Raw genomic sequence first — 25,226 nt, 5'->3', positions numbered from 1 at the left:
CACAGGGAAATCACAAGCCTTGCTGACTGTGGATTACCTGTGGGAGCGGGCGTGCCCGCGAAAGGGCCGGCTCATGCAGCAAAGATTCCGGCTCTAGGCCCCAACCCCTGCCGTAGTCCGCATCCGCCCCTCGATCCGCCGCTTCAGGCGCCGCTGCTCGATCAGCAACCGCGACCCATTGGCCGAATTGCTGCGGCCCCAGTCCTCCAGCAGCTCAAGGCACGAGTGGTCGATATAGCTCAGGTTACCCAGCGGCACATGCAGCGTGGTCCCCGCCGGCACGCTATCCAGCACCTGGGTCAGCGCCGGCACCTTGAGGAAGGTGGCAGCACCACTAAGCCGTAATTCCATGTGCCCGGCCTTCTCCAGGCTGACCAGGTTGATCTTCAGCCGCGCCGCCTTGAGCGCCAGTTTCAGCAAGGTCAGGGCAAAGCCCAGCAGCACGCCGGTCAGCAGGTCGGTAAAGATGATCGCCAGCGCCGTCGCCGCGTAGGTGAACATCGGCATGCGGCCATAGCGGCCCAGCCCGCGAAACGCCTTGAAATCCACCAGCTTGACCCCGGTAAACACCAGCACACCCGCCAGGCTCGCCACCGGGATCTGCTGCAGCACGCTGCTCAGCGCCACCACGAATGCCAGCAACCAAAGGCCATGGAAGATTGCCGAAGCCCGGGTCTGTGCACCCGCCTGCACGTTGGCCGAGCTACGCACGATCACCCCGGTCATCGGCAACGCGCCCAACACCCCGCACAGCATGTTGCCGATGCCCTGGGCCGACAGCTCACGGTCGAAGTCCGAACGCTGGCCACTGTGCATGCGGTCAACCGCTGCAGCCGACAACAAGGTTTCGGCACTGGCGATGAAGGCCAGGGCAAACGCGGCAACCAGCAGGGTAGGGTCGGCCAGTTGCATCAGGTCACCAGGGCGGATCCAGTCGATGGCCTCGGACAGGTCGGCCGGCACCTGTACGCGGTTCACCGGCAAGGCCAGCCACATACTGATCGCCGTCATGGCCGACACGCCCAGCAGGGCACCCGGGACGAAGCGCAGCCGCTGCGGCCGCAGGCGCTCCCAGCCCCACATGATGGCGATGGTGCCCAGGCCCAGCGCACCGGCCACCCAGCCGGAGCCGGCGTTTTCCTGTGGCAGGGCTGCGGCCACCGTCGCCGGGAACTCCAGCAGGTTCTGCATGCCGGAAGGCTGCGGCGCGGTGTCGAACATCACATGCACCTGCGACAGCACGATCAGCACGCCAATCCCGGCCAGCATGCCGTACACAACCGCCGGCGCGGTAACCCGGAACCAGCAGCCCAGGCGCAAGCGCCCAGCCAGCAATTGCAGCAAGCCGGCCAGCAGCAGGATCGGCCCGAGCATGGCCATGCCATGCTGGCGCACCAGCTCGAACACCAGTACCGCCAGGCCCGCTGCAGGGCCGCTGACCTGCAGCGGCGAACCGGCGAGGAAGCCCACGACAATGCCGCCGATAATGCCGGTAATCAGGCCCTTGGCTGGCGGCATGCCCGAGGCGATCGCAATGCCCATGCACAACGGCAGGGCAACCAGGAAGACCACCACCGACGCCAGCAACTCACGCGGCAGGGCCGTTTTCAACTGTGTAATGTTCACCGTGTTTCTCCTTTCTCTGTCACACAGCCATTCCCCTGGCCGTGGGCACGTTGGCCCCTGACGAGCGCGCAGGCGCGGGCCGCCAGCGGGCGTGCCGGCAGGCAGTCAGGGAATTCAAGGCAGCCGAAGGCCGCGCCACACCCTACGGGGTGCAGCCGGCTATCAAGGTTTCAGCGGGCGGATGGGTCGCTTAGTAGCGGCCTCTCGGAGTAGCGCAGGGGACCGGCTCGCCGGCGGCCAGGGGCAGGAAGCTATCGCTGGCGGCGTCGTAGGCTTCGATCTTGCTGGTCTCGATGTCGTAGACCCAGCCATGGATGAACAGCTCACCGGCGGCCAGGCGCGAAGCCACCGAAGGGTGGGTGCGCAGGTGATGCAGCTGGGCGATGACGTTTTCCTTGGTCAGCACTTGCATCGTTTCGTGTTCGCTGCCGCACGAGCAGTTGTTCTCGACCACGGTACGGGCCACTTCGGCGTGGCGCAACCAGGCGGATACGGTCGGCATCTTGGTCAGCGATTGCGGGTTGAGTACCGCGCGCATGGCGCCGCAGTCGGAGTGGCCGCAGACGATGATGTGATGCACTTTCAACGCCAGTACCGCGTACTCGATGGCGCTGGAAACGCCGCCGTTCATCTGGCCATAAGGCGGTACAACGTTACCGACGTTACGGGTCACGAACAGGTCGCCAGGCGAACTCTGGGTGATCAGCTCGGGAACGATGCGCGAGTCGGCGCAGGTGATGAACATGGCACGCGGTGTTTGCGCGGTGGCGAGCTTCTTGAACAGCTCTTGCTGCTCGGGGAAAACGTCATGGTGAAAACGCAGGAAGCCGTCGACGATGTGCTTAAGGGCGGCATCGGCGCTCTCCGCGGGGACCTGCGGTACGACCTTGGATGGGTCCTTGATGGGCATGATTCATCCTCTTGACGGTGTATAGGTAAATCCATTTTACCGGTGAAAGATTCTGGCTATGCAGGGATTTAGATGACACGCACGGGCCATAGATCACAGTCGGTGTGGACTGATTTCCTACGCTAGCGAGGAAAACTTAACTGAAGCTTAATTCGAAGGCTCTAGAACGGGTGTTCCAGATGAAAGAGGCGGGAACTGGATAATAGCAAAAAACCATCAGCTGCCAAGTACCATTAGTGTAATTATTCATTCCAATGAGTAGTACTGGGGTTAGCACACCCCGGCATTTACCGGGGCTGGCGATCCCACACCAGCCAGGGCCTGATCACCTCATCCAGCTGAACCCGAGGCACTGCGCCAAAGTAGCGACCATCGAACGACAACCGGCTGTAATCGGAAAGCATCAATACCTCGCCATCAGCCAGGCGGAAATGCGTCAATGCCGGGTGCGGCATGCTGCGGCCGCTGGGATCCTTGGACAAAGGCTGGCTGCGCGGCTGCAGCTCGCCGTTGACAGTAACGCCCTCGGCGGCGATCCGCACCTCGTCCCCCGCAACTGCTACCAGGCGTTTGATCATGCGCATGTATCCCCCTGGGCATGGCCCGCTGCTCAGGTAACCTCGCGCGTTGGCCAGGTCGAACACCGGCTGCGGGGGCGGGCAGAACATGACCAGGTCGCCTTTCTCCGGCGCCTTGTCGATTACCCAGTAAATGCCCGGCGGGAAGCTGCTGGTGACGTTGATCCGGGCGCCACCGTGCAACACCAGCGGCAACAGCAGCAAGACCAGGATGCCCAGCAGCGCGGCCACGCTCAGCGGACGTCTCATGCCGGCGTCGCCGAGCCACGTATGTCGATGGTTCGGTCGCTTTCACGCGGCGCAGGCACCTTTGCGCGGGCAAGGAAGATCGGGTCCTGGAAGTACAGCGGCTGCTTGCCGTAGAACGCCGGGTAGCCAGCACAATACACCACCATATCGCCGGCTTCCTGGATGTTGCCCTGGCTGTCCTTGCGCGGGCCGGGCATGCGCAGGGCCTCATCGGTGGTCAGCAGCGGTCGCTGCACTTCCTGGATGGTGCGCGACACTTGGCCGAGCAGCGCACTGGAGCGACGCCCGCTGGTAGTGATCTGCTCCTTGATGATGGTGGTCTGCCCGGTGAGCTTGGACAGGTGCTCTGCGGTTTCCACGCGGTTCGGCGGGTAGGCGTTCTGAATATGGCAGTTGGAGGTGATGCTCTCGTTCTGCCCGTAGAACTCCTGCAGCTGCGACAAGTCCTGGATGATCAGGTAGCACTTGATACCGTAGCCGGCCACAAAGGCCAGCGACTCCTGCATGATGTCGAGCTTGCCCAGGCTCGGGAACTCATCGAGCATCATCAGCAGGCGGTGCTTGTAATGGGCCTTGGGCCGGCCGTCCTCGAAGTCCATCTTGTCGGCCAGCAGGCGGACGATCATGTTCACCAGGATGCGCACCAACGGGCGCAGGCGCGCCTTGTCGTTAGGCTGGGTGATGATGAACAGGCTGACCGGGTCGTCGTGGTTCATCAGGTCGCGGATCTTGAACTCCGAGCGGGCGACATTGCGCGCCACGATCGGGTCGCGGAACAGCGACAGGTACGATTTGGCTGTGGACAGCACCGAGCCGGCCTCTTCCGCGGGGCGATCAAGCATGTCACGCGCGGCGGAGCCCACCAGCGGGTGGTTTTCACCGCCAAGGTGCCCGTAGTGGGTCATTTCCTCCCACAGCTCGTTGATCGGACGCGATGGGTCGGCGAGCATGGCGTCCAAGGCTGGCAGACTGGCCACGCCTCCCTCATCCAGCGAGCGGTAGCACAGGTGCAGGATGCAGCCCACCAGCATTGCCTGCGACGTTTTTTGCCAGTGGTCGTTGAGGCCCTTGCCATCCGGGTCGACAATCAGCGTCGCCAGGTTCTGCACATCACCCACCTCGAATTCGGTGCCAAGGCGGATTTCCTCCAGCGGGTTCCAGCCCACGCAGCCATTTGCCGTGGCCGGCTCGAAGCGCAGCACCTTGTTGCCGGCATGCTTCTGCCGCCAGCCGGCGGTCAGCGCCCATAGCTCGCCTTTGAGGTCGGTAATCACTGCGCTGTGCTTCCACGACAACAAGGTCGGAATCACCAGGCCGACGCCCTTGCCGCTGCGGGTCGGGGCGAACGTAAGAATGTGCTCTGGGCCATTGTGGCGCAGGTAATGCAGCTTGTTACGCTTGTCCAGCCAGGCGCCCACATACACACCCTCGTCGGCCAGCAAGCCGGCACTCTCGATGTCCTTGCGCTCGCCCCAACGCGCCGAACCGTGCAGGAAGGCATTGGCCTTGGCGCTGTTGCTGTTGATCAGGCGGATGATCATCACCGCCATCATGCCCACACCACTGACCAGCATGCCAAGGGAGCCGGCGCGCATCAGCGGGTCCTGATACTGGCCCGACCAGTTGGCGGCCCATACCAGGATCATCCACGGTGCATAAACGCCGTTGAGATTGGCGCCCAGCGCCGCGTGGTACTGGAACAGATAGGCGAAGTACTGGGTGGCAGTGGCCAAGCCGGCGAGCAAGAAGAAGATCGCCAGCAAAGACTGCCAGGTACTGCCGCTGCTACGCTGGCCACCGCGGATCTGCGGGCCGACGGCGTTATTGTGTTTCATGGGTTCGCTCCGTGAACGAAGGAGTTGAAAAGGGAATACTGATTCAGGGCGACGAGGTGCGTGAACGTCCAAGATCCTGGGCCTGGTTGCGCCGCTGCGCTTCGGTCAGGGAGCGCTCGGCCTGGCGCTGCAGGCTCCACTGCTCGGCCAGCTCGGGCTGCTCGGCACGCAGGCGGCGCACCGCCAGCTCCTCGATGCGCGGACTGTAAAGGCCCATGCCGTGATGCAGCTCCTGCACCCGCTCGAGACGGCCCTGCAGTTGTAGCAGGCGCGCCTGGCAGCGCTGGTTGCACTGTTCCCAGGTGGCACGGGTGGAGGGTAGGGCGAGCCAGCCCGGGCGGCCGGCCAGGTTCTGCTGCAGCTGCGCCTGCTGACGCTGCACCAGGCTCTCAAGGCGCTGCTCCAGCGCTTGGGCCTGTTCCGCCTTCTGTTCAACGTACTCACCCAGGGCCTGGGTGTAGCGCATCTGCACCGGGCTGCCTTCGAGCAGGGCGGTCTGCTCGGTCGCCAGCGCCTGGGCCTGGGCTTCAACGGCCTGCCCGGCTTCTCCGAGCCGGGCCTTGGCCTTGTTTGGATCGTCCATGGGGACCTGCTTCATATCAGGAATAAGTAACCGGCCTTGGCCATCGGGATGCGGATCAACCAGAGCACCAGCAAATGCAGGGGGTAATAGCCGTAGAACAGCCAGCGCCAGCGTGGCAGCTTCGGCTGCAACCAACCGGCCACCAGCAGCAAGGGCAGGGCGGCGAACGCCCAGGCGTTGCCATTGATCGGTGACAGCGCCGCCAGCGAAACCACGACGCCCACGCCCGCCATGGCGTTCGGACGCCGCACATACCAGCCCACGCTCAGCCCCAACAGCACGGCCGGCCACCAGAATTCCACCAGCACTCCGCCGACCACGAACACGCACAGCGCGACAGCCCAGTAATGTGCTTGCCCGGCCGCCGCACGCTCACAAGCAGCGGTGACCAAGGTGATTACCAGCAGGGTAAAGAGAATGTTCAGCGGATAGGCGCCATACAGCAGCCCACCCAGCGCAATGAACGGTGGTGTCGCCAACACACCGAACAGACACAGGCGCATCGCAGTGCGGCGGTAGGCGCCCGTTACCCCGACACCCGGGCGCGCCAGATTGCAGGCCAATACCATCACGAACAATGGCATCGCCAACCGCCCGGCCTCGAACAGGTATGGCAAGGTCTCGTTGAACAGGTACTTGTTGACGTGGTCGCCGGTCATCAACAGCAACGCCAGCCATTTCAATGCCTCCAGGGCACCGTCAGCCAATTGCAGGCGAGGCAGGGCGAAGGTCTTCTGCCTTTGCTGCACTGCAATCACACCAACCAGACGACGCTCACTCACCGGCGCATCGCCTGGGACAGGCTTACGTCCAGCTCCAGTTTCGACGCGACGTTTTGGGCCACTTCGCCGATACCTTTGTCATGCACGATCGCGGTGCTCTTGCCCACCTGGAAGTTGCGGCTCGGGTCAACATCGCGGCGGTCATGGATAACGAACTGGTCGGTCTGGCCGATCTTCTGCAGGATGTGATGCTCGTCCATGTCGACAACCAGTCCGCTGGTGGCCTTGCGCCCGGTTTGCGAAGCTTCGCCAACGCTGGCAGAAGGGTTGAGGCTACGGGCCTTCTCTTCCATGGCCTTGAACGACTCGCTGCGTTGCTGGGCCTGGGGGTCTTGCTGCTGACCCTGTTTGAGATCCTTGGGGACTGGCACGGGTTGCAGGTTCAGGCTGCTGATAAAGCTTTGATCAGGTCGCGAACCTGTCATCGTGTTGGCCATGTCCTGGCTTTGCTGGGTGGCAGCCTGCCGGTATTTGGCCAGTTCCTGTTCGAATGAATCTGCCCGTGCCTCCTGACGCTCGGAACGACTGCGCAAGCCGAGGTACTCGGATGCACGATCCTTGAGCTGGGAGCCTTTTTCAGTGAACCAGCTTCCAACCGACTCGGCGCCCCGCTGAATACCACTCTTGCTCAAGGAGTTGTCATTCTCGAAAATGATTCCCCGACCATTCGTCTGGTGGTCGAAAGGATGGGCCTGGCGATCAAAGATATTGATCGTGCCACGCTCCATCGGAAAGGGCGTGTTATCGACGGTCTGAAAGGCGCCGTCAGCGCCACGGGTGAACGCGTCCTTACCATGGATCAACCGCGAATCGATCAGCGCCTCCTGGACTTTCTCCGAGCTCTTGATCACTTCGTTGTACTGACCGATGCGCTGCAAGTCTTCCTGTTGCATCGGCTTCATCTCGATGCCGGCCGATTGCAGGCGGTCATACATCACCGCCAGAGGGCCAGCGGCCAGTACGTCGTCCTTGTAGCCACCGCCAACCTGCGAGTGCGCACCCGGAAACTTCAACTCCTCGATACGGGAATTGTCGTCATTGCGCAGGGCGCTGGTCAGGCGAAAGGTGTCACGGTACTCGTTCGCCGCCACCAGGTGCGTGGTCGAGTCGACGTTCTTGCCGATCTCCAGGTTCTTGCCCAGGTGGGTATCCGACATCGCGTTGCCGTAGGAAGCCACGGTATCGAAGATGCCCAGCTTGTTCACATGGGCCTGGCCGGGAGGAATCAGGAAGTCGCCGGTCGCCTTGCCCTGCTCATCCAGCTTGGGTACGCCGCGCTCGATGAATTCGTTGGCCAGTGCTCGGGACTGTGCGGCCCCACGGCTGAAGCCGACGATATTCACGTCGATCTTCTGGTCTGGGTACTTGTTGTGGAACGCAACGATGGCGTCGTACGCCTGGTCGATACGCTCCTGGCCACCCAACCCGGTGCCGCCCTCCAGGGCTGAGCGCGCCGAGGTCTTGCCTTGACTGCCAACCCCGTCGAAGTAGACCTTTTCCGATTGGCCGGAGCGGTCCTGGGCATCGTATTGCTGCGGGACATGCCCCGAATTCCGCGCCAGATTGGTGCCTTTGGCCGTATCCAGGTCGAATAGCCGGGCTACGTTGGTTTGCGTGCCCTCAGGTGTATTCAGATCTTTGTTGTTGCCGGTGCCGTCGAAATACACCGTGAAGCGCAATGCATCGCCCATGTCATATCCCTATGAAGTGCCACGTGGCTTAAACGTAAATCCACCGGCGCGTCGCCGCGCCGACGTTTCCTCAGGAACTCTTTTTATTCAGGGTCACGATAAGGTCATGCACGCCATCACCGGCCGCACCAATGTATGCCTTGTAGAACTCCTTGCCCTTGAGCAACAACGGCGAGCCACTCAGCGAATCGGCTGCCGCGTCGACGGCTGCACCGCCAAAATCTTCACCCATTCGCTCGACACTACGGGCACGTGCGGACGGGTCGTCATAAGGCTTCTGATACCAGCTGGCTACCTGGTACTCGACGCCTTCCTTCTCGAACTGCGTGTTCAGGTGAGACGCCAGAGCAATCAACGACTCCCGCATCAGGGTCGGATCGATATCCTGCTCCTTCATGAGTGCCTCCACACGCACCTGGGCTGCCGCGATAAGGTCTGCATGGGTGTAGCCTGGCATGGGCGGAAACACACCATCAGGCAACTTCATGCCCGGGGTGTAGGGTTGATACTGGCCTTGATTGTCTTGCATGGAAATCTCCTTGGCTTGAAGTGCAGATGAAGTGGCAGGCAGGAGCACACAGGCCCCCAGCGCTAGAGAGATGAGCGAACCCAGACGCAGCCGCGACCGGATACTCTTGGTGCAGCAACAGACGTTACCCGAACTGGGCGCTTTCGCATCGATGGTTTTACCGTTCAATCTCTGGTTCCTGTGTTGTTCAAGTTAGCGATCAGGTCGTGTACACCATCGCCTGCCGCACCGATCAGGTCCGTACAAAATTCGCGACCTTTATAGAGCAGTGGCGAACCTTCCAGGGAGTCCGCCGCGCCATCAACGGCAACTCCACCGAAGTGCTCAGCCAACCGCTCGACACTGCGTTTACGCGCCGCCGGGTCGTCGTACGGTTTTTGATACCAGCTGGAGATCTGATAGTCGGCGCCTTCTTTCTCAAGCCTGGTATTCAGATGGGTAGCCAGAGCAATCAACGACTCGCGGATCAGCGTTGGGTCAACCTTCTGGTCTTTCATGAACGCTTCTACACGCGCCTGGGCTGCGGCGACCAGGTCGCCATGGGTATAACCCTGCATCGGAGGGGAAACACCATCAGGCAGTTTCATGCCAGGTTTATAAGGCTGGTACTGGCCTTGATTGTCTTGCATGGAAAACTCCTTGGTTTGAACTGCAGACGAAGTAGCAGGCAGCAGCACACCGGCGCCCAGCACCACAGGGATGAGCGAGCCCAGACGAAGCCGCGACCACATACGCTTGGTGCAGCAGCAGGCGTTGCCCGAACTGGATGCTTTGGCATCGATGGTTGCACTTTTCACTATTGATCTCCCTGAACATGACTATCGGCGGCTCGTTATCATTAGCTACCCAGACACCTTTCGTTGGCAGAAGAATACCGAGGTAACAATCAAACGGCACCGCTGGTGGACTGGAACAGCATTTCTGCTTACCCAGGTCACGACCAGGCCTACGGACATCGCCTTCAGCACTATTGGCTCTTGCACCTATCAGCGCCGCATGACATTGGCCAATGCTGGATCCGGCTCCATTTTTGCCACGAAGGTGCCCGCCAGATCGCCGATGCCTTTGCTATGCACGATCGCGGTACTTCTGCCCATCTGGAAAGTGCGGTTCGGGTCGATATCGCGGCGGTCATGTATGACGAACAGGTCGGTCTTGCCGACCTTCTGCAGGATGTGATGTTCGTCCATGTCGACGACCACTCCGCTGATGGCCTTGTGGCCACTCTCCGAAGCTTCGTCTATCTTGGCCACCGGATTGAGACCGCGAGCCTTTTGTTCCATGGCCTTGAACGAGTCGCTGCGTTTTTGGGTTTGCGAGTCGTTCTGTTGCCCTTGAATGACTTGCCCAGGAATTGGCACTGTTTGGAGGTTCAAGCTTTCAATATATTGTGCGCTAGGACGAGAGGACTTGAGCTCGGCGGACAATGTGGCACTTTGCTCTAGTGTAACGGCTTTACTATCAGCGAGCTTCCGCTCGGAACGATACAGCATCTCGTCCAATGCCAGTTTCGGCTCGTCCTTCCCGACGAATCGGGTAACGCTGGATAACACCTGTCGTCCAAGATCGTTCAACCAACTCCCAAAGTACTCAGCAGTCCTTGCGATCTGGAGGCGACTAAGGCTGTCATCATTTTCAAAAAGAACTCCCCGACCCGAAGTTTGGTGGTCGAACGGCTGGCGCTGTCGTTCCCGGGCATTGAAATAGCCACGCTCCATAGGGAAAGGCGTATTGTCGACCTTCTGAAAAGTGCCGTCAGCGTTTTGGCTGAAAGCCTTGTCGCCGTATCGCAAACGTGAATCGATTAACGCCTGCTGCACCTTTTCGGGGCTATTAATGATGTTGTTGTACTTCTGGATGTTCTGTATGTCGGCTTGCTGCATCGGCCCCATTTGGACGCCGGCCATCTGCAGACGGTTGTACATTACCGCATAAGGACCAGCCGCCAGTACGTCATCCGGATAGCCGCCGCCCACCTGAGAATGCGCCCCAGCAAATTTTAGCTCTTCGATTCGTGAGTTATCGTCCTTACGCAATGCACTCGTGAGGCGGAACGTTTCACGATATTCATTCATTGCCACCATGTGGGTGGTGGAGCCCACGTTCTTGCCTATCGCCAGTTTTTTTCCCAGATGGGTATCGGATATGGCGTAACCATACGAAGCTACCGTGTCAAAAATGGCAAGTTTATTGATGTGAGCGTCACCCGGCGGAATCAGGAAGCCGCCTGTGGGCTTTCCAAACTCGTCAGTTCTAGGGACGCCGCGCTCGATAAGTTGATTGGCCAGGGCACGACTCTGGGCAGCACCACGACTGAATCCAACAATATTCACGTCTACTTTCTGATCGGGGTATTTATTATGGAACGCGACAATGGCGTCGTACGCCTGATCGATACGCGCCTGGCTACCCAAGCCAGTCCCACCTTCAGTAAGGGAGCGCAGGGTAACATTGGGCTGACTGCCAACACCATCGAAATAGATCTTTTCAGATTGACCAGAGCGATCATGAGCGTCGTATTGCTGGGGTTCGTGACCCGAATTGTGTGCAAGGTTGGTGCCCTTGGCCTGATCCGCTTCATAGAGCCGGGCAACGTTGCTATGCGCACTCTTGGGCGTATCCACATCCTTGTTATTTCCAGTGCCATCGAAATACACTGTGAAATGTAACTTGTCGCTCATGTCATATCCCTATGATCAGTCTTTAGCGAGTAGTAGCGCTTTGGCGTGCCCGTTTGAAGTACTCAGTTGGCAGGGGTGTTCAAGGTTTCTATCAGGCTCTGGATACTATTGCCCGCGCTTTCCAGGTAACTTCGTTTAAAATCCCTGCTCAAATTGTTCAGAGGCGATTTGATCAACGCGTCACCAGCCGCACGTATGGTAAACGCGTTGAATTCCTTGGCCATCGCCTTGACGCTCTCAGCTCGGGCCGATGGATCATCATATGGTTTTTGGTACCACGTCGAAATCTGGTAATCCACAGCTTCGGATTGATAGGCAGCGGTCAGATGATTAAAAAGGTCGAAAAGAGATTCCCGCGCAAGTGTCGGGTCTAAATTGTTTTCCTTGAACACACGCTCGACACTCTGGCACGCTGCGGTCGCGAGTTCCGCGTTGGTGTAGCCCTGCATGGGCGGAAACACGCCTTCAGGCAGTTTCATGTCAGGGGTATAGGGTTGGTACTGGCCATGATTTTCTGGCATGGAAATCTCCTTGGCTTGAAGTGCAGATGAAGTTGTAGATAGAAGCACACAGCCCCCCAGAACCAGAGGTATGAGCGATCCCAGGCGAAACCGCGACCAAATATCGTTGATGCGGAAATCGGCGTTACCTAATTTGAGTGCCTTCGCGTTGAAAGTTGCATCGTTCAATCTTGGACTCCCTGCATAGGCCTCTTGGCAGGTACCTGTTTGATGCTGAGTCGCAGCTCAAGCCGCCTTGCGTGGGCGAAGAATACCGAGAAAACGGCGGCCAGGGACCACCCGTCAATTTGGGCCACATTAACGGCCGCTTCGTGACCGCGCCATGCAGGATTACGCAATGTGTGACCCGCTATCACCTAATCCCTCCCCCGTGCTCCGTCACCAGCCCACGGGGCACATAAGCAGACGTTGGGGCGGGTTGCGGTGTGACCGGCTGCCGCATGGCAGCCGCCTCCAACGGTGCCGTTTCGACAGCCGCAACCGGAGCCTTGCTCGGCACACCGGAGAACACCGCGCCCTGTGCCACCTGCTGCGTGGCGAAGCGTGCATCGAGCCAGTCGGCCCACCAAGCCGCGCGACGCATCACCTGCTGGCGGTAGCGCGCATTGATCGCTGGCGTGCGTGAATGATAGTTGGCTACCCGCGTCCACAGGTCGCCGCGGTCGTTACGCACATGGCCACGCAGGCGCCAGGCCGCCAGGTCGTAGGAATAGCAGCCACCCTGTTCGACATCCTCGGGGGTGATGCCATAGCGCGAGAGTTCGCGCAGGTACGAGGTATTGAACTGCATGGGCCCCACGTCGTAGGTGCCGTTGCGGTTGCGCACCCACTGGCCCGGCTTGCCGCCCTCCTGGGCGGCCACGGCGAGGACGATATTCACCGGCAACTCGTACTTCACGGCGGCCATGATCGAACAGGCGATCGGCTCGCTGAGGGCCGGTGGCGGTGCGTCGGCAACGAATGGCATCCCGGGCGCGCCTCAGATGACCTTGCCGAACTTGTTGTTGATCGACCTGGTCGCGCTCGGGTCGGCCTTCGGACAGCTGTCGAGGAAGGACTTGCGGGCGTCAGCGGTCTGGCTCAGCTTGATCTTGCCTTTCTTCCGCTTGACGATGCTGAAGTAGTCGGCGACTGGGCCATCGCAGTTTGCCACCACGCCGGCGCCCTTGAGCTTGCCCCACATGCACAGCACAGTGGCACAAGGATCGCGGGCTTCGGCGGGGAGGGCGATGGCGAAGGTGGCGGTCAGTAAAGTTGCCGATAGTAGTTTTGCAATGGCCATGCGAACTCCTTGTCTAGGCTTTTTCCTGTTTGCTGTCGCGATAGGCTGCCACCTCGGCAGCCGGGTCAAAACTTCGGCTGGATGAAGCAGTGTCCAGCTTGGTCGCGTTGCTGGACCCGGGTTTGGAAATCTCTGCAGCCAGTTTCCCAGCGAAGCTCTTGTCGATACGCGACTGGGCCATCCGTCCCATGCCGGAGAGCAGACTGGCGCCCATATCGAGAGCGACACGACCAGCAGTACCTGCCTTGCTGGATAGGCCACCGTCGCTCCTTCCAGCGGTCCCCTTGGTTTGAGTCGCACCGCTGGATGACCCAACTGTCTCGACGCGACCGCTCCCGCCAGCCGCTTGAGCCAAAGCCTCGGAACTGCCGGCGGATGCGCTTTCCGTGGATCCTCCTGGACTATCCTGCATCGACCCACCCGCACTGGCCTCGGAGCCAGCGCCAGCAGAACCCTCCGAACCGGCGCCAGAGTTTTGCTCACCAGCAGCGGACGCTTCACCTGCCATCGCTGACATCGAAGAGAGCGCAGAGTCCGCCCGCCCCCCAAGGCTCCCAGAAGCTACCGATGCCAACCCCATGACGCCACTCAATGGGGTGGCTCCGCCAGCACTATTATTGGTACCTGCACTATTGCTACCCGCGCTGCTGTTACCGCCAGCACTGCCACCACCGCCCAGCATTCCGGAGATACGCGAAGCGATATCTGTGCCTGCTGCCACACTGGATTGCGAACCTTTGAATGCCGAATACATGGATTGCGCCGCACCGGCCATATTACTCGCCATGGACATGGCCGTTGAAGCAGCGCCAGCGGCAGCGCCGGCAACGGCGCCTGTGCTGAACGAGCCAACAGAACCTGCTGCGCCGCCACCGCCAGGGATCAAGCCGGCAACCATATTGGGCAAACTGTGAATCAGCATGGCGAGCACAAGGGCCACAACGCAAATGACCAGAAGCTGGCTGATCGACGCACCGTTGGCTATGTCTGCTAAGTGGCCATTAACTACAGACGTAGCAATCCCGATCATCAGGGTCATGGTCAGTAGCTTCATTCCAAGCCCGGCCACGGTACGGAAATAGCCCATGGCGATCTCGGACGTCCAGCGCGAGCCACCGAAGCCAAGCACAAACATGCCGGCGTAGGCCATAATCCACGCGGTTACTAGGACAAGAAGAACATTGGCAGCCACTGTGGCCAAGCACACCAAAATGATCAGGGAAACCAGAATGATCCCAATGCTATCGATAGGGTGGCGCATGCTCAAGCTCTTGAATGACCGCTCCAGAATATCGAATGCAATATCTACGGGCGTAGAGGGATTTAGCTCCGCCACCCCACCAGCCTTGGCCCCGATGGTCATCATCGAGCGGATAATACTCATGGCATATTCTGGTCCGTTGCGCAGTAACCACAGGTAAAAACCTGTAAAAATGCAGAACCGAAGAAATTCAGCAAAGAACTCACCGATATCTGCTTTACGTAGCGCCATGAAGCCGAAGGTCCAAACAAGGGAAATGGTGGCCAAGGTCCAGAACAACCAGGTTGCATAACCCTGGATGACGCTGGCCCAACCATTGGTAGCTTGCTTGAACTTGTCGACCACATCGTTCAGGACCCCTGAGTCGGCTGCCGCTGCCGTTTGCGAAAGCAATAGCAAAGACAGCAAAGCCACCCACCAGAGGACGCGCTGTCTCATGGTGTGTAACCCTTGCTCTTGCTGCGGTCAGTAGGACCGCCCATGTCCCAGAAATCTTTGGACTGCTGTTCTTGCTCCTTGGCCTTCTTTTCAACTTCAGAATCCCAGCAGCCGCTCAGCATTACAGCGGACAAGACAACGAGAACGGCGATATTGATAGCGTGTTTCATGGTGTATACCCCTTGCTTTTGCTGCGGTTGGTTGCGCCTCCCATGTCCCAGAACTGCTCGCTAGCAGCCTGATGCTGGGCATCCTTGTCGGCTTCAGCTTGCATCTTGGTGGCGAGTGCGTTCTGTTGAGCCATCAGCAGAGCACGTATTTGCAATAACTGGTTGGCTTGTTGGCTTGCCAACTGGTTGGCATAGCCGATGGCTTGCATCTGCCCCTTCGCATCTTGCGCATCTCGTTGTAGGTCCTGAAGCCTGTCAGAATCGCGCCGGATATTGGCCTGCTGTTGCTCGAGGCCTTGGAACATAGCGTCATTGGCCTTTTTCTGACTACGGCTAGCCTGTTCCTGGCTCTTTTCCAGATTAGCCCGCTCGGCATCAGAGCAGCCCGATGCAGTGAAGCATGGGCTATTTCTGTAATAGTCGAGGTCTTGGAATTTGCTCAGGTACTGCTCCAGGCTACCCGCCTGTTGCTTGTAGTACTCCAAAGTGTCGGTAGCGGCTGTTAGCTTTTTTATGGTGTCCTGCGCTTGCCCCCAGATGTTCGTCACAGGTGCCGCAGTGTTCTGCAACATGTTGGCGTACTGTTCCTTTTGCGTTGTGAACTGCTGTACCTGAGTCAGAAATTGATCTGACTGCATTTTGTACTCTTCGATCTGCTTAATTGTCTGCGCGATGCTTTCGGCCATTGTGACCTGATTCAGGGCAACGTTCGCCCCATCGATAACAGGAATACCGGCTTGAGCCTGCAAGGTGAATCCCAGACCGGCCAACAGCGCAATCGCAGGTTTCACTAACGTCGTAGACTTCATGTTCCTCTCCTTGGCGTGTGTCATCAGTAATCGAAGGACTGGTAAGGCTTCGAGAACGTCAGGTCCTTGGTTACCATCACGTTGAAGCGATACCCCGGACGAATCTCCAGCGTGGGCGCAATGTTCAGGTTCTTCGCAATCATCTGTGCGGTAACCTGGCCGAGTTGCTGGCCGAGCGCTTCACTCATGGCGCTGCTGGCCGTCTCGCGGTCGGAGCTGTCGCTACTGGCGCGGTCCTGGCTCAGGCTGATACCGGCGACGATGCCGGACATCAACAGGGCCGAACCAAAGATCCGTACGTAGTGGTTGTTCACCTGGTCTTCGAAACCTGAGTACCCCCCCATGTCCGCGCCTGGCATCGAGCCGATGTCCATCGCCTTGCCATCAGGGAAGATGATGCGCTGCCAAGCTACCAGCACGCGCTTCTGACCGTAGGCAACATCGCTGGAGTAGCTGCCGACCAAGCGCGAGCCTTGCGGAAGCAGCAGGTGCTTGCCGGTGGCGGTGTCGTACACAGCCTGTGATATCTGGGCCATGATCTGCCCCGGCAAATCGGAATTGATACCGGACACCAGCATGGCTGGGATAACAAAGCCTGCACGCAGTTCATAGGGGCTGCGTGGCGCCTCAGGGCTGGCATCCAGTCGCCAGCGATCTTCGCCGGGGGTGCTGCCGAACTGCTTGTAGTCCTTGCCGCCGCTGGCCGAAGCCTGCATCAGGAATGGCGAGTCGCTTTCTGCTCCGCCACCGCCGCCCGCGCCCGCGCCAATGCCGGCAGAGCGCAACTCGGCCAGTCGGGCCTTGAAGGCTGCATTCGGATCGCTGCGCGATTGTTCATCCAGGCGTTGACGCGCGGCAGCGATACGGGCCAGGGCGTCCTGCTGGCTGAGCGGACCACCAGCACCACCAGCAGCACTCGAGCCCGCGCTGCGCGGCGCCGTTACCTGCACGGTGCTGCGTGCCTGAACGGCTTCCTGGAGCTGCTGCATCTTCATGCGCCGAATGCGCTCGAGCTCTTCGGCATTGACATCTGACAGCATTTCACGCGGTGGCATGGGCGGTGCGTCGAGGTTGGACGGTCGCACAACTTGCAGGGCGGCCGGCTGGGCTTGCGTGTTGTCCAGCACCGGAACAGCCGGCGGCTCGGCCTTGCTCGGGATGATGCCATCCGAATCGATGCCGTTGATCTGCTGGGCAAACAGGCTGCTGTTGCCGGCTTTTTCAGCTTCCTTTTCCACCGGCTTGTTCTGCTTCTCCGCACGATCGGCTGCGACCAGCAGCATGATCAGCAAGAAGGTCATGGCAGCACCGCCAATGATGTACATCGGCCAGTTGTTGACCCGGCGCACACCGGCGTTGCGGTTCAGCTTGCCGGGGGACGCATCCGGAGACATGGCGTCGTTCATGTTACTCATCGCTCGTCACTCCTTGCGCACCCAGGCACCTGCGGCCAACAGGCGGCCGTTCTGTACCGCGTAGACGCGGCTCAGGGATTCACGCCCGACCAGCAGGGTGACGCGGAACAGCTCGCTGTCCTTAGGCGCATCGACGATATAGTTGACTGGCAGCGGCGCAACCGTACCGGCCGGCGTTGGCGCAGGCTGGGCCTTGGGGTCGAATTCCTGCACCGAGAAGCCGGCAGCGCGCAGCGTGCTCACCAGCGAGGCGCCATAGCCATCGGGGGTTTCCTGGTTGATCCGCAGGCGCGTGCTGGCCGGTGGGTGAACCACGGCCAGCTGGCGCACAGTGGCACCGGCCAGCTGCTGGTTGATTGCCGGCGTGGTGCGCTCGGCGAAGTTGCCATATGGGCCGCTTGCGCAGGCGGCGAGCCAGAGGGGGGCGAACAGTGCAATCCATGCGCGCATATCATTTACCCCGCTGGATGGTGATACGGTCCTGGGACTTGCCGACACCGGCAATCAGGATGGCCTTGTCGAAGACGGTGTCGACGATGTAGCGGTCGCCCTGGATGCGATAGTTGACCATCACGGTCTCGTCATCGCGGAACCAGCCACCGTCCTTGCGCACCACCAACAGCGACGGTGCTTCGGTCTGGGCCATGCTGCGCGGCATCTGGATGATGGTCTTGCTGCCATCGTTGTAGACACGCACCGGCTTCCACGAGGTATCGCCACTGACGGTGTATTCGAAATTCAGGTTGCCCAGGTACTCACCGGTTTCCGGGATGGTCGCCTTCTTGCGCTCGGTCGCTTCGCGGGTCTTGATCAGGTTCCATTTCGCCAGTGCCTCTTCCGGATAGGTGAAGGCGACCTGAGGCATGTACTGGGTACGGTGCGAGCGCAGCTTGAAGTGGTAGGTGCGACGGTTGGTGGTGACCACCAGGGAGGTTTCCAGACCCACATCCATCGGCTTGATGATCAGGTGCTGGACCTCGCTCTCGCCCATGCCGGTGATGGCCGGCTCGACCGTCCAGCGTGCAGTGTCGCCAAGGTTGATCGAGTTGACCTGCTCACCGGCTTGCAGGGCGATGTCGCAGACCTGCAGCACGGCACAGACGATACTCGGCTGTTGGGCGCCGTAGATGAAGCGGGCGGTACCGTCGCCGCCGTCCACTGGCTTGATGCCGGTGGCGCTGGCCTGCTGCCAACGCTGGGAAATGGCCAACGCGGCCTTCTCTTGCGGCGTGAGGGTCGGATTGGCATCGGAGAAGTACAGATCGGCCTGGCTTGTTCCTGGCGCGGCCTGCGCGAACGCGGGCAGGAGTGCCGCGAGGATGGCGCAAAGGTAACGGTTCATGGTCGGTCCTTCAGAGTTGCTTGGACCAGGAGAAGTCGCGCACGTAAGTCCCGATCGGGTTCATCCGTATTTGCTCTTCGCTGGTCTGGGTAGTGGGTTCGGCGGTATAGGTGGTCACCAGGGCACGCCAGTTGGCCTTGCTCTTGATCAGGCCCTGGCGGTCACGGGTGACTTCTTCCCAATCGACCTGCCAGGTTTCCGGGGTCTGCTGCATGACCGAGCGGATATCGACGCTGACGGTTTCCTCGGCTGCACGCAGGAACGGGCTCGATTCCTTGGTGCCATTGAGCCACTCGTTCATCTTCTGCGTTGCCGCGTCGTTCGGCGCCAGCAAGGCGTACAGGCGGAAGATCGATTTGCGCAGAAGCGCGACATCCGGTGTAACGGTGCGGGCATCCGCGATAAACAAGGCCACCTGTGACTTCACCACCCGCAGGTCGACGGGCTGGGCCACCTGCGCCGGCGCGACTGCCATCGGTTGGCCGAGCTTGTCGACTTCCACGACGTAAGGCACGAACTTGGACTGGCTACCGATATGGATGATGCCGCCGACACCGGCGAGGGCGACCATCATCGAAAGGATGCCTACCACCTGCCAGGACTGACGCGAAGTCACCACGCTACCAACATGGTCGTTCCACGTACGACGGGCGGTCAGGTACGGGTTATCGAGCACGGCGCCCTTGGGTCCGGCCGTGTTGCTTTCACCGTTCGTGGCGGAAGCCTTGGCGGGGCGTTTCATGACCATCCCCTTGATGCTTTCAGCGAGGCTCATGCGGCCACTCCATAGTCGTTCAATCTGAGGCCCCTGGCCGCCAGCCACTCGGCCACCCAGCCATCACCGAACTTGGCTTCCAGGCGCTTGATGGCGGCCACCGACTCTTTGTCGGAGGAGCCGACGAAGGCCAGCGCCAGCGGGCCCAGGGCCAGGTCGTAGAGGCGTCGGCCGTTCTCCGACACGTAGTAGTACTGGCGCTTGGGAATAGCGGTGGCGAGGATTTCGATCTGCCGGGCGTTCAGCCCCATGCGCCGGTAGAGGGCAGCGGTGTCCTCGTCGCGGGCATAGACGTTGGGCAGGAAGATCTTGGTGGCAGTGGACTCGACGATGACATCGAGGATCCCCGAGTTGGCCGCGTCCGACAGGCTCTGGGTGGCCATCAGCACCAGGCAGTTGGCTTTACGCAATACCTTGAGCCACTCGCGGATTTTCTCGCGGAAGGCAGGGTGACCGAGCATCAGCCAGGCTTCGTCGAGAATGATCACCGCGGGCTGCCCCTTGAGTGCGCATTCAATGCGGCGGAACAGGTACAGAAGCACCGGCAAGGCGTACTTGTCGCCCAGGTTCATCAGTTCCTCGATCTCGAACACGGTGAAGTCGGACAGCGCCAGGCCGTCTTCCTCGGCATCGAGCAAGTGGCCCATCGTGCCGTCGACCGTGTACTGGCGCAGGGTTTCACGCACGGCCTCGTCCTGCACGATGATGCAGAATTCGGACAGGGTGCGGGAGCCGTCGCGGTACATGGTCATTACCGCATGGCCGATCTCGTTGCGCTGCGCCGCAGTGGTTTCCAGGCCATTGAGCGCCAGCACGGTGTCCAGCCATTCCATCGCCCAGGCGCGGTCGCCCTTGGTTTCCAGGAATTGCAACGGGCAGAAGGCCAGGCGCTCGTCGTCTGCCGCCACGGTGAAGTGACGACCGGACAGACCTCCGCTTTCAGCACGAATACCGGCCGCCAGCGGGTACATGGACATACCCTTGTCGAAGGCGAAAATCGACATGCCCTGATAGCGACGCAGCTGGGCCGCAATCAGTGCCAGGTGTGTCGACTTGCCAGCGCCGGTCGGGCCGAACATGAAGGTATGGCCCAGGTCCCGCACATGCAGGTTCAGGCGGAACGGTGTGGCACCGCTGGTCACGCAGTGCATCAGCGCTGGCGACAGGGGCGGGTAGAGCGGGCAGGGCGCATCGGCACTGCCGGTCCAGATGCTGCTGGTAGGCAGCAGGTCGGCCAGGTTGAGGGTGTTGATCAGTGGCCGCCGCACGTTTTCCACGCCGTGCCCAGGCAGGCTGCCAAGGTAGGCGTCGAGCGTGTTGATCGATTCGATGCGGGCGGCAAAGCCCATGCGCTCAATGGCTTTCTCGACCTTGCGGGCAGCTTCTTCCAGCTGGGCACGGTCCTCATTCATGAGCACCACCACACTGGTGTAGTACCCCTGCGCAACCAGGCCGCTATTGACTTCGGCAATCGCGTCGGCGGCGTCCTGCACCATGGCCAGGGCGTCCTGGTCGATGTTGCCATTGTTGGTATTGAATACCTGGTCGAAGAAGCCGCGCACTTTCTGCTTCCACTTCTTGCGGTACTTTTCCAGGTGCTGGACCGCCTCATGGGTGTCCATGAAAATGAAGCGGCTGGACCAGCGGTATTCGCAAGGCAGTTCAGCCAGCGCCGCGAGAATGCCGGGGGCTGACTCCAGCGGGAACCCTTCGATGGCCACTACCTGGACGAAGTTGCGACCAATTTTGGGTACTACGCCCCCCCAAAGTTCCTTGCCGCCGATGACAGCATCCAGGTACATCGGGTTGCTTGGCAGCAGGACCGGCTGGCTTACACCAGTGACACAGAACTGCACCCAGCTGAGCAGGTCGTCATGGGTGATCTCGGCACCTTCCTCGGTGACCATGCGGTTGCCTTTCAGGCGCGTCAACTTGAGCACCGAGGAAAGGCTGCCTTCAACGCCGAGACAGTCACGCTTGAATTGCTCGATCAGGTTACGTGTACGAGCCTTGGCGTCTGGCGGCGCAGTGTCGTCGTCGAACATCAGTTCAACGAATTTCTGTTGCGCCAGCATCGGTGGGAAATAGGTGAGGGTCAGCACGAAGTAACCTTCGTACATGGTCCCTAGCGATTCGAAGTACGCACGGCGTTCTTCGTCGATGGCTGCAGTCAGGCTGTCAGCGAAGTGCGAGACACCTTTCGCAGAGTAGTTCGACGCCGGACGGCGTACCGCATCGACGTGGATCATCCAGCCGTTACCCAGGCCGGCCAAGGCCTGGTTGATGCGCAGCGAAACCAGTTCGCGCTGCGCTTCGGTGCTGCTGGCGTTGTCATCACCGCGGTACAGCCAGGCGGCCATGAAGGCGCCGTTCTTGCCCACGATAACGCCATCGTCGACCATCGCCGCATGGTTTAGCAGGTCGGCGAGGCCAGCGTCTTTCGAGCGATGCTTCTTCAGCTTGAGTTCGGCATCCACCTGCAGCAAGCGCTGAACCAGCAGCAGTACCAGCAAAGCACCGAGGGCAGCGATGGCATACGCAATACCTTCGATCATTTGTATTGACTTCCCTGACTTGGAGGATTGTCCCTGAACGGCGTGCTACGCGCCGGGTAATAGGACTTGTAGCGGCGATGGCGCAGGTAGACGTGACGCATCTTCGGGTCGGCCTTGGCCATGACGCGGAGCACGAACAGGGCACCGAACCACAGCACCAGGCCGACCACGGTTGCCCGAACTTCCTGGGCACTGAAGATCAGCGCGAAGGCGAGCAACCCGGAAAACATCACCAGCTCGCGATCCCCGCCCATGAACAGGTTGTCCCGGTTTCCGGCCCGCCGGATGGGAATCGTGCGCAGGGTCATGGTTCAGACCTGACCTTGCACCGGACCATACTGCGGCAGCAGCTGCGCCAGCTCGGCGCTGGTGCCGAAGAAGGTGGTCATGATGTTGTTGGCGCCAACGATAAGTGCCATTACCAGCACCAGGAAGATCAACGTACGGAAGAAGCCATTGAGGTCACCGCCGAAGATCAGGACGCCCCCCGCGACCACAATGCCGATGATCGACAGGGCGAAAGCAACAGGGCCGGTAACCGATTGACGCAGAGAGGTCAGCCAGCTCTCATAGGGCAACGAACCACCGGTGCTGGAAGAGGCGAAGGCGTTTTCCGGAGCCACCATCACAGCCAGCATCAGGAAGCTGAAGGCCAGGTAACCGAAGGTTTGGGCGTTGAAGCGGAACAGCGAGGTACTGGCTTGCATGTGCGATATTTTCCTTAAAGGTTGCGCATGAGGTAACGGCCGTTTTCGTACCCGGAAACCTCGAGGATCTCCTGGACGCGACGGCCTTCTGGGGTTCTGGCGATGGAAATGACGACATGAACCGCTTCGCCAATCAGCGGCTCGATCTCGGCTGGGGCCGATTTGTTGCGGGAAACCAGGGACTTCAGACGGGTCAGCCCCTCGCTGGCGCTGTTGGCATGCAAAGTAGCCGCGCCACCGGGGTGGCCGGTGTTCCAGGCATCGATCAGGTCAAGCGCCTCTTCGCCACGCACTTCACCGACCAGGATGCGATCGGGGCGCATGCGCAGGGACGTTTTGAGCAGGTGGGTCATGCTCACGTCCACGGTGGTGTGGTACTGCACGAAATTCTTCGCCGCGCATTGAATCTCGCCGGTGTCCTCGATGATGAACACGCGCTCGCTGGGGAACTCGACGACCATTTCGTTGATCACCGCGTTGACCAAGGTGGTCTTGCCGGTACCGGTACCACCGATCACCAGGATGTTGCGGTGCTCGCGGATGGCGCGCTTGATCGCATCGCACTGGGCAGGCGTCATGATCGACGATTCGACGTACTGGTCGAGGGTGTAGATGGCCACTGCCTTCTTGCGGATGGCGAAAGTGGCTGCGCGCACGACCGGCGGCAGCTGGCCGGCGAAGCGCGAGCCGTCCAGCGGCCATTCGCCTTCGAGCAGTGGCTTGCTGCGGGTCACTTCCTTGCCATGGAAGCCGGCCACCGTCTTGATGATGGACTCGGCCTGCGCCGGGCGCAGGTCGCCAATGTGCTTCATCGGCTGGCCCAGCTGCTCGAGCCAGAGTTTGCCGTCACCATTGCACATCAGCTCGACGGTCTGAGGGTCGTTGAGCGCATCGATGATGAGCGGGCCGGCATCGCGCTCCAGCTTTTTCCTGGCGCGATCTTTCAAGCTGGCAGTTTCTGCAGTTTCCACACTTAATCGTCCATGAAAATGATGCCCGCCCCCATTCATGGGAAGGGCATTAAAGCTCCCTGCTGCAGCTCATCGAACTTGAGTGAATCGAAGCCTTCTTGGCTCCATCGAACTGGCGACCGAGCAAAAAATTCGCTGATCAATGAGCGGCCATTTAGAAAGGCGCGGAGATTACCGGAGCGAATTTTCCTACACAATTAGTACCAAAATGCCACCACGCTGCCCCACCAAGACCGCTCTGAAAGGGCTCAAAACCAAGGTTCTAGCGCTCTGTCGCATCAATTCGTAATGAAATTGCCTTCACGTTTTGCTAGAAAAACATGACGCAGTTCACATTTAACCGCGACGTATTCTTACCTGACTTGCGCATGAACTCGAGCAGTTCACCAATCAAGGTCATATTGTGATCACGCGTAACTGTTCAAAGATCAACAACCCATCAGAGCAATGGCAACTGGCCACCTGGAGGACTGAACTTCGTACAGTCAAGTACTTGGGAATCTCGCCCTTCGAAATCCAGTTTGCGCATGGTCTTGGCGAAGCGTTGAGCCAGCAATTCGGCAAATACCCCTTCACCGCGCATGCGCACACCAAACCGGCTGTCATACAGCTCGCCACCGCGGCTCTGGCGGATCAGGCTCAACACATGCGCCGCCCGCTGCGGGTAATGGTCCTGCAGCCATTGCTCGAACAACGGCGCCACCTCCAGCGGCAGGCGCAACATCATGTAGGCCGCGCTCTGCGCGCCAGCCTCCCTGGCCGCCTCCAGCAGGCGCTCCAGTTCACTGTCGTTGATCATTGGAATCATCGGCGAACACAACACGCCCACTGGCACCCCCGCCTCGCGCAACACGCGGATCGCTCGCAAGCGCGCCTTGGGTGACGCCGCACGCGGTTCCAGTACCCGTTTCAGGTCATCGTCCAGCGTGGTCAGGCTGATCATCACCCGCGCCAGGCGCTGGCGGGCCATCTCGGCCAGCAGGTCAAGGTCGCGCAATACCAGCGAACCCTTGGTGACGATGGTCACCGGGTGGCGAAAACGCAGCAGCACTTCGAGCAGGCGCCGGGTCAGCAGTTGCTCCCGCTCGATCGGCTGGTACGGGTCGGTATTGGAGCCCAGGTTGATCGGTGCACACACGTAACCCGGTTTGCTCAGTTGTTGCGCGAGCACCTCGGCGGCATTGGTCTTGGCAATCAGCTTGGTCTCGAAATCCAGGCCGGGGGAAAGGTCCCAGTAGGCGTGGGAAGGGCGGGCATAGCAGTAAATGCAACCATGCTCGCAGCCACGGTAAGGGTTGATGGAGCGGTCGAAGGGCAAGTCGGGCGAGGTGTTGCGGCTGATCACCGACTTGGCCATCTCTACCCGTACCTCGGTGCCCTGGGTTTGCGGTACCTCCTGGTACCAGCCGTCATCCTCCGCCACAGAATGGCTGGGGGCAAAACGGTTGTGCGGATTGTGCGCCGTGCCACGGCCCTTGTGTGGTACTGGTGGAATCATGGCTCACCCCAAATACTG

General features: G+C 60.3%; 25 protein-coding genes. All 25 read right to left on the bottom strand.

Features of this window, described 5'->3' with window-relative positions; translation table 11 throughout:
* Positions 1-93 precede the first annotated feature (93 nt).
* Positions 94-1,626, bottom strand: a complete 1,533-nt coding sequence (locus tag A4C63_RS08920; RefSeq protein WP_063912353.1) for a SulP family inorganic anion transporter — start codon at positions 1,624-1,626, stop codon at positions 94-96.
* Positions 1,627-1,816: 190 nt separating this feature from the next.
* Positions 1,817-2,536, bottom strand: coding sequence for a carbonic anhydrase (locus A4C63_RS08915; RefSeq protein ID WP_063912352.1), 720 nt, complete (start codon positions 2,534-2,536; stop codon positions 1,817-1,819).
* 287 nt (positions 2,537-2,823) lie between these two features.
* Positions 2,824-3,363 (bottom strand): conjugative transfer signal peptidase TraF, encoded by a 540-nt coding sequence (traF, locus tag A4C63_RS08910; protein WP_063912351.1) that lies wholly within the window; start codon positions 3,361-3,363, stop codon positions 2,824-2,826.
* Entirely contained in the window at positions 3,360-5,198 is a 1,839-nt protein-coding gene (locus A4C63_RS08905; protein ID WP_063912350.1) for a type IV secretory system conjugative DNA transfer family protein, read from the bottom strand. Before A4C63_RS08905 ends, traF begins: the two co-directional genes overlap by 4 nt.
* A 43-nt stretch (positions 5,199-5,241) precedes the next feature.
* Positions 5,242-5,781 carry an IncP plasmid survival protein KfrC family protein gene (locus A4C63_RS08900; protein WP_063912349.1) on the bottom strand — a complete coding sequence of 180 codons (540 nt, stop codon included), beginning with the start codon at positions 5,779-5,781 and terminating at the stop codon, positions 5,242-5,244.
* Between the two features lie 11 nt (positions 5,782-5,792).
* Positions 5,793-6,563: a TraX family protein gene (locus A4C63_RS08895; protein ID WP_256202910.1), complete on the bottom strand. Its 771-nt coding sequence runs from the start codon at positions 6,561-6,563 to the stop codon at positions 5,793-5,795.
* A complete protein-coding gene (locus tag A4C63_RS08890) occupies positions 6,560-8,254 on the bottom strand; it encodes a DUF2235 domain-containing protein (protein ID WP_063912348.1) in 1,695 nt (564 codons plus the stop codon). The genes A4C63_RS08895 and A4C63_RS08890 overlap by 4 nt, the downstream gene beginning before the upstream one ends.
* A gap of 70 nt (positions 8,255-8,324) precedes the next feature.
* Complete coding sequence (locus A4C63_RS08885; protein ID WP_063912347.1) at positions 8,325-8,783, bottom strand: hypothetical protein; 459 nt, start codon at positions 8,781-8,783, stop codon at positions 8,325-8,327.
* A 164-nt stretch (positions 8,784-8,947) separates the two neighbouring features.
* Positions 8,948-9,580 (bottom strand): hypothetical protein, encoded by a 633-nt coding sequence (locus tag A4C63_RS08880; protein ID WP_256202909.1) that lies wholly within the window; start codon positions 9,578-9,580, stop codon positions 8,948-8,950.
* A gap of 189 nt (positions 9,581-9,769) precedes the next feature.
* Positions 9,770-11,464 (bottom strand): phospholipase effector Tle1 domain-containing protein, encoded by a 1,695-nt coding sequence (locus A4C63_RS25460; protein WP_082888284.1) that lies wholly within the window; start codon positions 11,462-11,464, stop codon positions 9,770-9,772.
* A 62-nt stretch (positions 11,465-11,526) separates the two neighbouring features.
* Positions 11,527-12,153 carry a hypothetical protein gene (locus A4C63_RS08865; protein WP_156510857.1) on the bottom strand — a complete coding sequence of 209 codons (627 nt, stop codon included), beginning with the start codon at positions 12,151-12,153 and terminating at the stop codon, positions 11,527-11,529.
* A 184-nt stretch (positions 12,154-12,337) separates the two neighbouring features.
* On the bottom strand, positions 12,338-12,952 hold the full coding sequence (locus A4C63_RS08860; protein WP_063912342.1) for a transglycosylase SLT domain-containing protein: 615 nt from the start codon (positions 12,950-12,952) through the stop codon (positions 12,338-12,340).
* Between the two features lie 12 nt (positions 12,953-12,964).
* Complete coding sequence (locus tag A4C63_RS08855; protein ID WP_063912341.1) at positions 12,965-13,267, bottom strand: TrbM/KikA/MpfK family conjugal transfer protein; 303 nt, start codon at positions 13,265-13,267, stop codon at positions 12,965-12,967.
* Positions 13,268-13,280: 13 nt separating this feature from the next.
* Positions 13,281-14,966 carry a P-type conjugative transfer protein TrbL gene (gene trbL / locus A4C63_RS08850; protein ID WP_063912340.1) on the bottom strand — a complete coding sequence of 562 codons (1,686 nt, stop codon included), beginning with the start codon at positions 14,964-14,966 and terminating at the stop codon, positions 13,281-13,283.
* Positions 14,963-15,136, bottom strand: a complete 174-nt coding sequence (locus A4C63_RS26260) for a hypothetical protein (RefSeq protein ID WP_156510856.1) — start codon at positions 15,134-15,136, stop codon at positions 14,963-14,965. Before A4C63_RS26260 ends, trbL begins: the two co-directional genes overlap by 4 nt.
* Positions 15,133-15,945: a P-type conjugative transfer protein TrbJ gene (trbJ, locus tag A4C63_RS08845; protein ID WP_063912339.1), complete on the bottom strand. Its 813-nt coding sequence runs from the start codon at positions 15,943-15,945 to the stop codon at positions 15,133-15,135. The genes A4C63_RS26260 and trbJ overlap by 4 nt, the downstream gene beginning before the upstream one ends.
* A gap of 23 nt (positions 15,946-15,968) precedes the next feature.
* The gene (locus A4C63_RS08840) at positions 15,969-17,360 is read right to left on the bottom strand and encodes a TrbI/VirB10 family protein (protein ID WP_063912338.1); all 1,392 of its coding nucleotides are present in this window, start codon (positions 17,358-17,360) and stop codon (positions 15,969-15,971) included.
* A 6-nt stretch (positions 17,361-17,366) separates the two neighbouring features.
* Positions 17,367-17,810, bottom strand: a complete 444-nt coding sequence (locus A4C63_RS08835) for a hypothetical protein (protein ID WP_063912337.1) — start codon at positions 17,808-17,810, stop codon at positions 17,367-17,369.
* A 1-nt stretch (position 17,811) separates the two neighbouring features.
* A complete protein-coding gene (gene trbG / locus A4C63_RS08830) occupies positions 17,812-18,702 on the bottom strand; it encodes a P-type conjugative transfer protein TrbG (protein WP_063912336.1) in 891 nt (296 codons plus the stop codon).
* 10 nt (positions 18,703-18,712) lie between these two features.
* The gene (locus tag A4C63_RS08825) at positions 18,713-19,477 is read right to left on the bottom strand and encodes a conjugal transfer protein TrbF (RefSeq protein WP_063912335.1); all 765 of its coding nucleotides are present in this window, start codon (positions 19,475-19,477) and stop codon (positions 18,713-18,715) included.
* The gene (locus A4C63_RS08820) at positions 19,474-22,032 is read right to left on the bottom strand and encodes a VirB4 family type IV secretion/conjugal transfer ATPase (RefSeq protein WP_063912334.1); all 2,559 of its coding nucleotides are present in this window, start codon (positions 22,030-22,032) and stop codon (positions 19,474-19,476) included. Before A4C63_RS08820 ends, A4C63_RS08825 begins: the two co-directional genes overlap by 4 nt.
* Positions 22,029-22,340: a conjugal transfer protein TrbD gene (locus tag A4C63_RS08815; protein ID WP_063912333.1), complete on the bottom strand. Its 312-nt coding sequence runs from the start codon at positions 22,338-22,340 to the stop codon at positions 22,029-22,031. Before A4C63_RS08815 ends, A4C63_RS08820 begins: the two co-directional genes overlap by 4 nt.
* 3 nt (positions 22,341-22,343) lie before the next feature.
* On the bottom strand, positions 22,344-22,739 hold the full coding sequence (gene trbC, locus A4C63_RS08810; RefSeq protein ID WP_082888283.1) for a conjugal transfer system pilin TrbC: 396 nt from the start codon (positions 22,737-22,739) through the stop codon (positions 22,344-22,346).
* Positions 22,740-22,753: 14 nt separating this feature from the next.
* The gene (trbB, locus tag A4C63_RS08805) at positions 22,754-23,710 is read right to left on the bottom strand and encodes a P-type conjugative transfer ATPase TrbB (protein ID WP_256202908.1); all 957 of its coding nucleotides are present in this window, start codon (positions 23,708-23,710) and stop codon (positions 22,754-22,756) included.
* 439 nt (positions 23,711-24,149) lie between these two features.
* Positions 24,150-25,208 (bottom strand): PA0069 family radical SAM protein, encoded by a 1,059-nt coding sequence (locus A4C63_RS08800; RefSeq protein WP_063912331.1) that lies wholly within the window; start codon positions 25,206-25,208, stop codon positions 24,150-24,152.
* Positions 25,209-25,226 lie beyond the last annotated feature (18 nt).

Origin of the sequence: Pseudomonas sp. p21, from assembly GCF_001642705.1 — a bacterium.
GTDB lineage: Bacteria > Pseudomonadota > Gammaproteobacteria > Pseudomonadales > Pseudomonadaceae > Aquipseudomonas.
The sequence above is the reverse complement of the archived record's forward strand: the minus strand, read 5'-3'. Positions and strand labels throughout refer to the sequence as shown.

Bases quoted from the DNA above. Each gene is read 5' to 3' on its own strand.
- A4C63_RS08915 (WP_063912352.1), bottom strand. From the start codon at position 2,536: ATGCCCATCAAGGACCCATCCAAGGTCGTACCGCAGGTCCCCGCGGAG.
- traF (WP_063912351.1), bottom strand. From the start codon at position 3,363: ATGAGACGTCCGCTGAGCGTGGCCGCGCTGCTGGGCATCCTGGTCTTG.
- A4C63_RS08905 (WP_063912350.1), bottom strand. From the start codon at position 5,198: ATGAAACACAATAACGCCGTCGGCCCGCAGATCCGCGGTGGCCAGCGT.
- A4C63_RS08900 (WP_063912349.1), bottom strand. From the start codon at position 5,781: ATGGACGATCCAAACAAGGCCAAGGCCCGGCTCGGAGAAGCCGGGCAG.
- A4C63_RS08890 (WP_063912348.1), bottom strand. From the start codon at position 8,254: ATGGGCGATGCATTGCGCTTCACGGTGTATTTCGACGGCACCGGCAAC.
- A4C63_RS08885 (WP_063912347.1), bottom strand. From the start codon at position 8,783: ATGCAAGACAATCAAGGCCAGTATCAACCCTACACCCCGGGCATGAAG.
- A4C63_RS25460 (WP_082888284.1), bottom strand. From the start codon at position 11,464: ATGAGCGACAAGTTACATTTCACAGTGTATTTCGATGGCACTGGAAAT.
- A4C63_RS08860 (WP_063912342.1), bottom strand. From the start codon at position 12,952: ATGCCATTCGTTGCCGACGCACCGCCACCGGCCCTCAGCGAGCCGATC.
- A4C63_RS08855 (WP_063912341.1), bottom strand. From the start codon at position 13,267: ATGGCCATTGCAAAACTACTATCGGCAACTTTACTGACCGCCACCTTC.
- trbL (WP_063912340.1), bottom strand. From the start codon at position 14,966: ATGAGACAGCGCGTCCTCTGGTGGGTGGCTTTGCTGTCTTTGCTATTG.
- A4C63_RS26260 (WP_156510856.1), bottom strand. From the start codon at position 15,136: ATGAAACACGCTATCAATATCGCCGTTCTCGTTGTCTTGTCCGCTGTA.
- trbJ (WP_063912339.1), bottom strand. From the start codon at position 15,945: ATGAAGTCTACGACGTTAGTGAAACCTGCGATTGCGCTGTTGGCCGGT.
- A4C63_RS08840 (WP_063912338.1), bottom strand. From the start codon at position 17,360: ATGAGTAACATGAACGACGCCATGTCTCCGGATGCGTCCCCCGGCAAG.
- A4C63_RS08835 (WP_063912337.1), bottom strand. From the start codon at position 17,810: ATGCGCGCATGGATTGCACTGTTCGCCCCCCTCTGGCTCGCCGCCTGC.
- trbG (WP_063912336.1), bottom strand. From the start codon at position 18,702: ATGAACCGTTACCTTTGCGCCATCCTCGCGGCACTCCTGCCCGCGTTC.
- A4C63_RS08825 (WP_063912335.1), bottom strand. From the start codon at position 19,477: ATGAGCCTCGCTGAAAGCATCAAGGGGATGGTCATGAAACGCCCCGCC.
- A4C63_RS08820 (WP_063912334.1), bottom strand. From the start codon at position 22,032: ATGATCGAAGGTATTGCGTATGCCATCGCTGCCCTCGGTGCTTTGCTG.
- A4C63_RS08815 (WP_063912333.1), bottom strand. From the start codon at position 22,340: ATGACCCTGCGCACGATTCCCATCCGGCGGGCCGGAAACCGGGACAAC.
- trbC (WP_082888283.1), bottom strand. From the start codon at position 22,739: ATGCAAGCCAGTACCTCGCTGTTCCGCTTCAACGCCCAAACCTTCGGT.
- A4C63_RS08800 (WP_063912331.1), bottom strand. From the start codon at position 25,208: ATGATTCCACCAGTACCACACAAGGGCCGTGGCACGGCGCACAATCCG.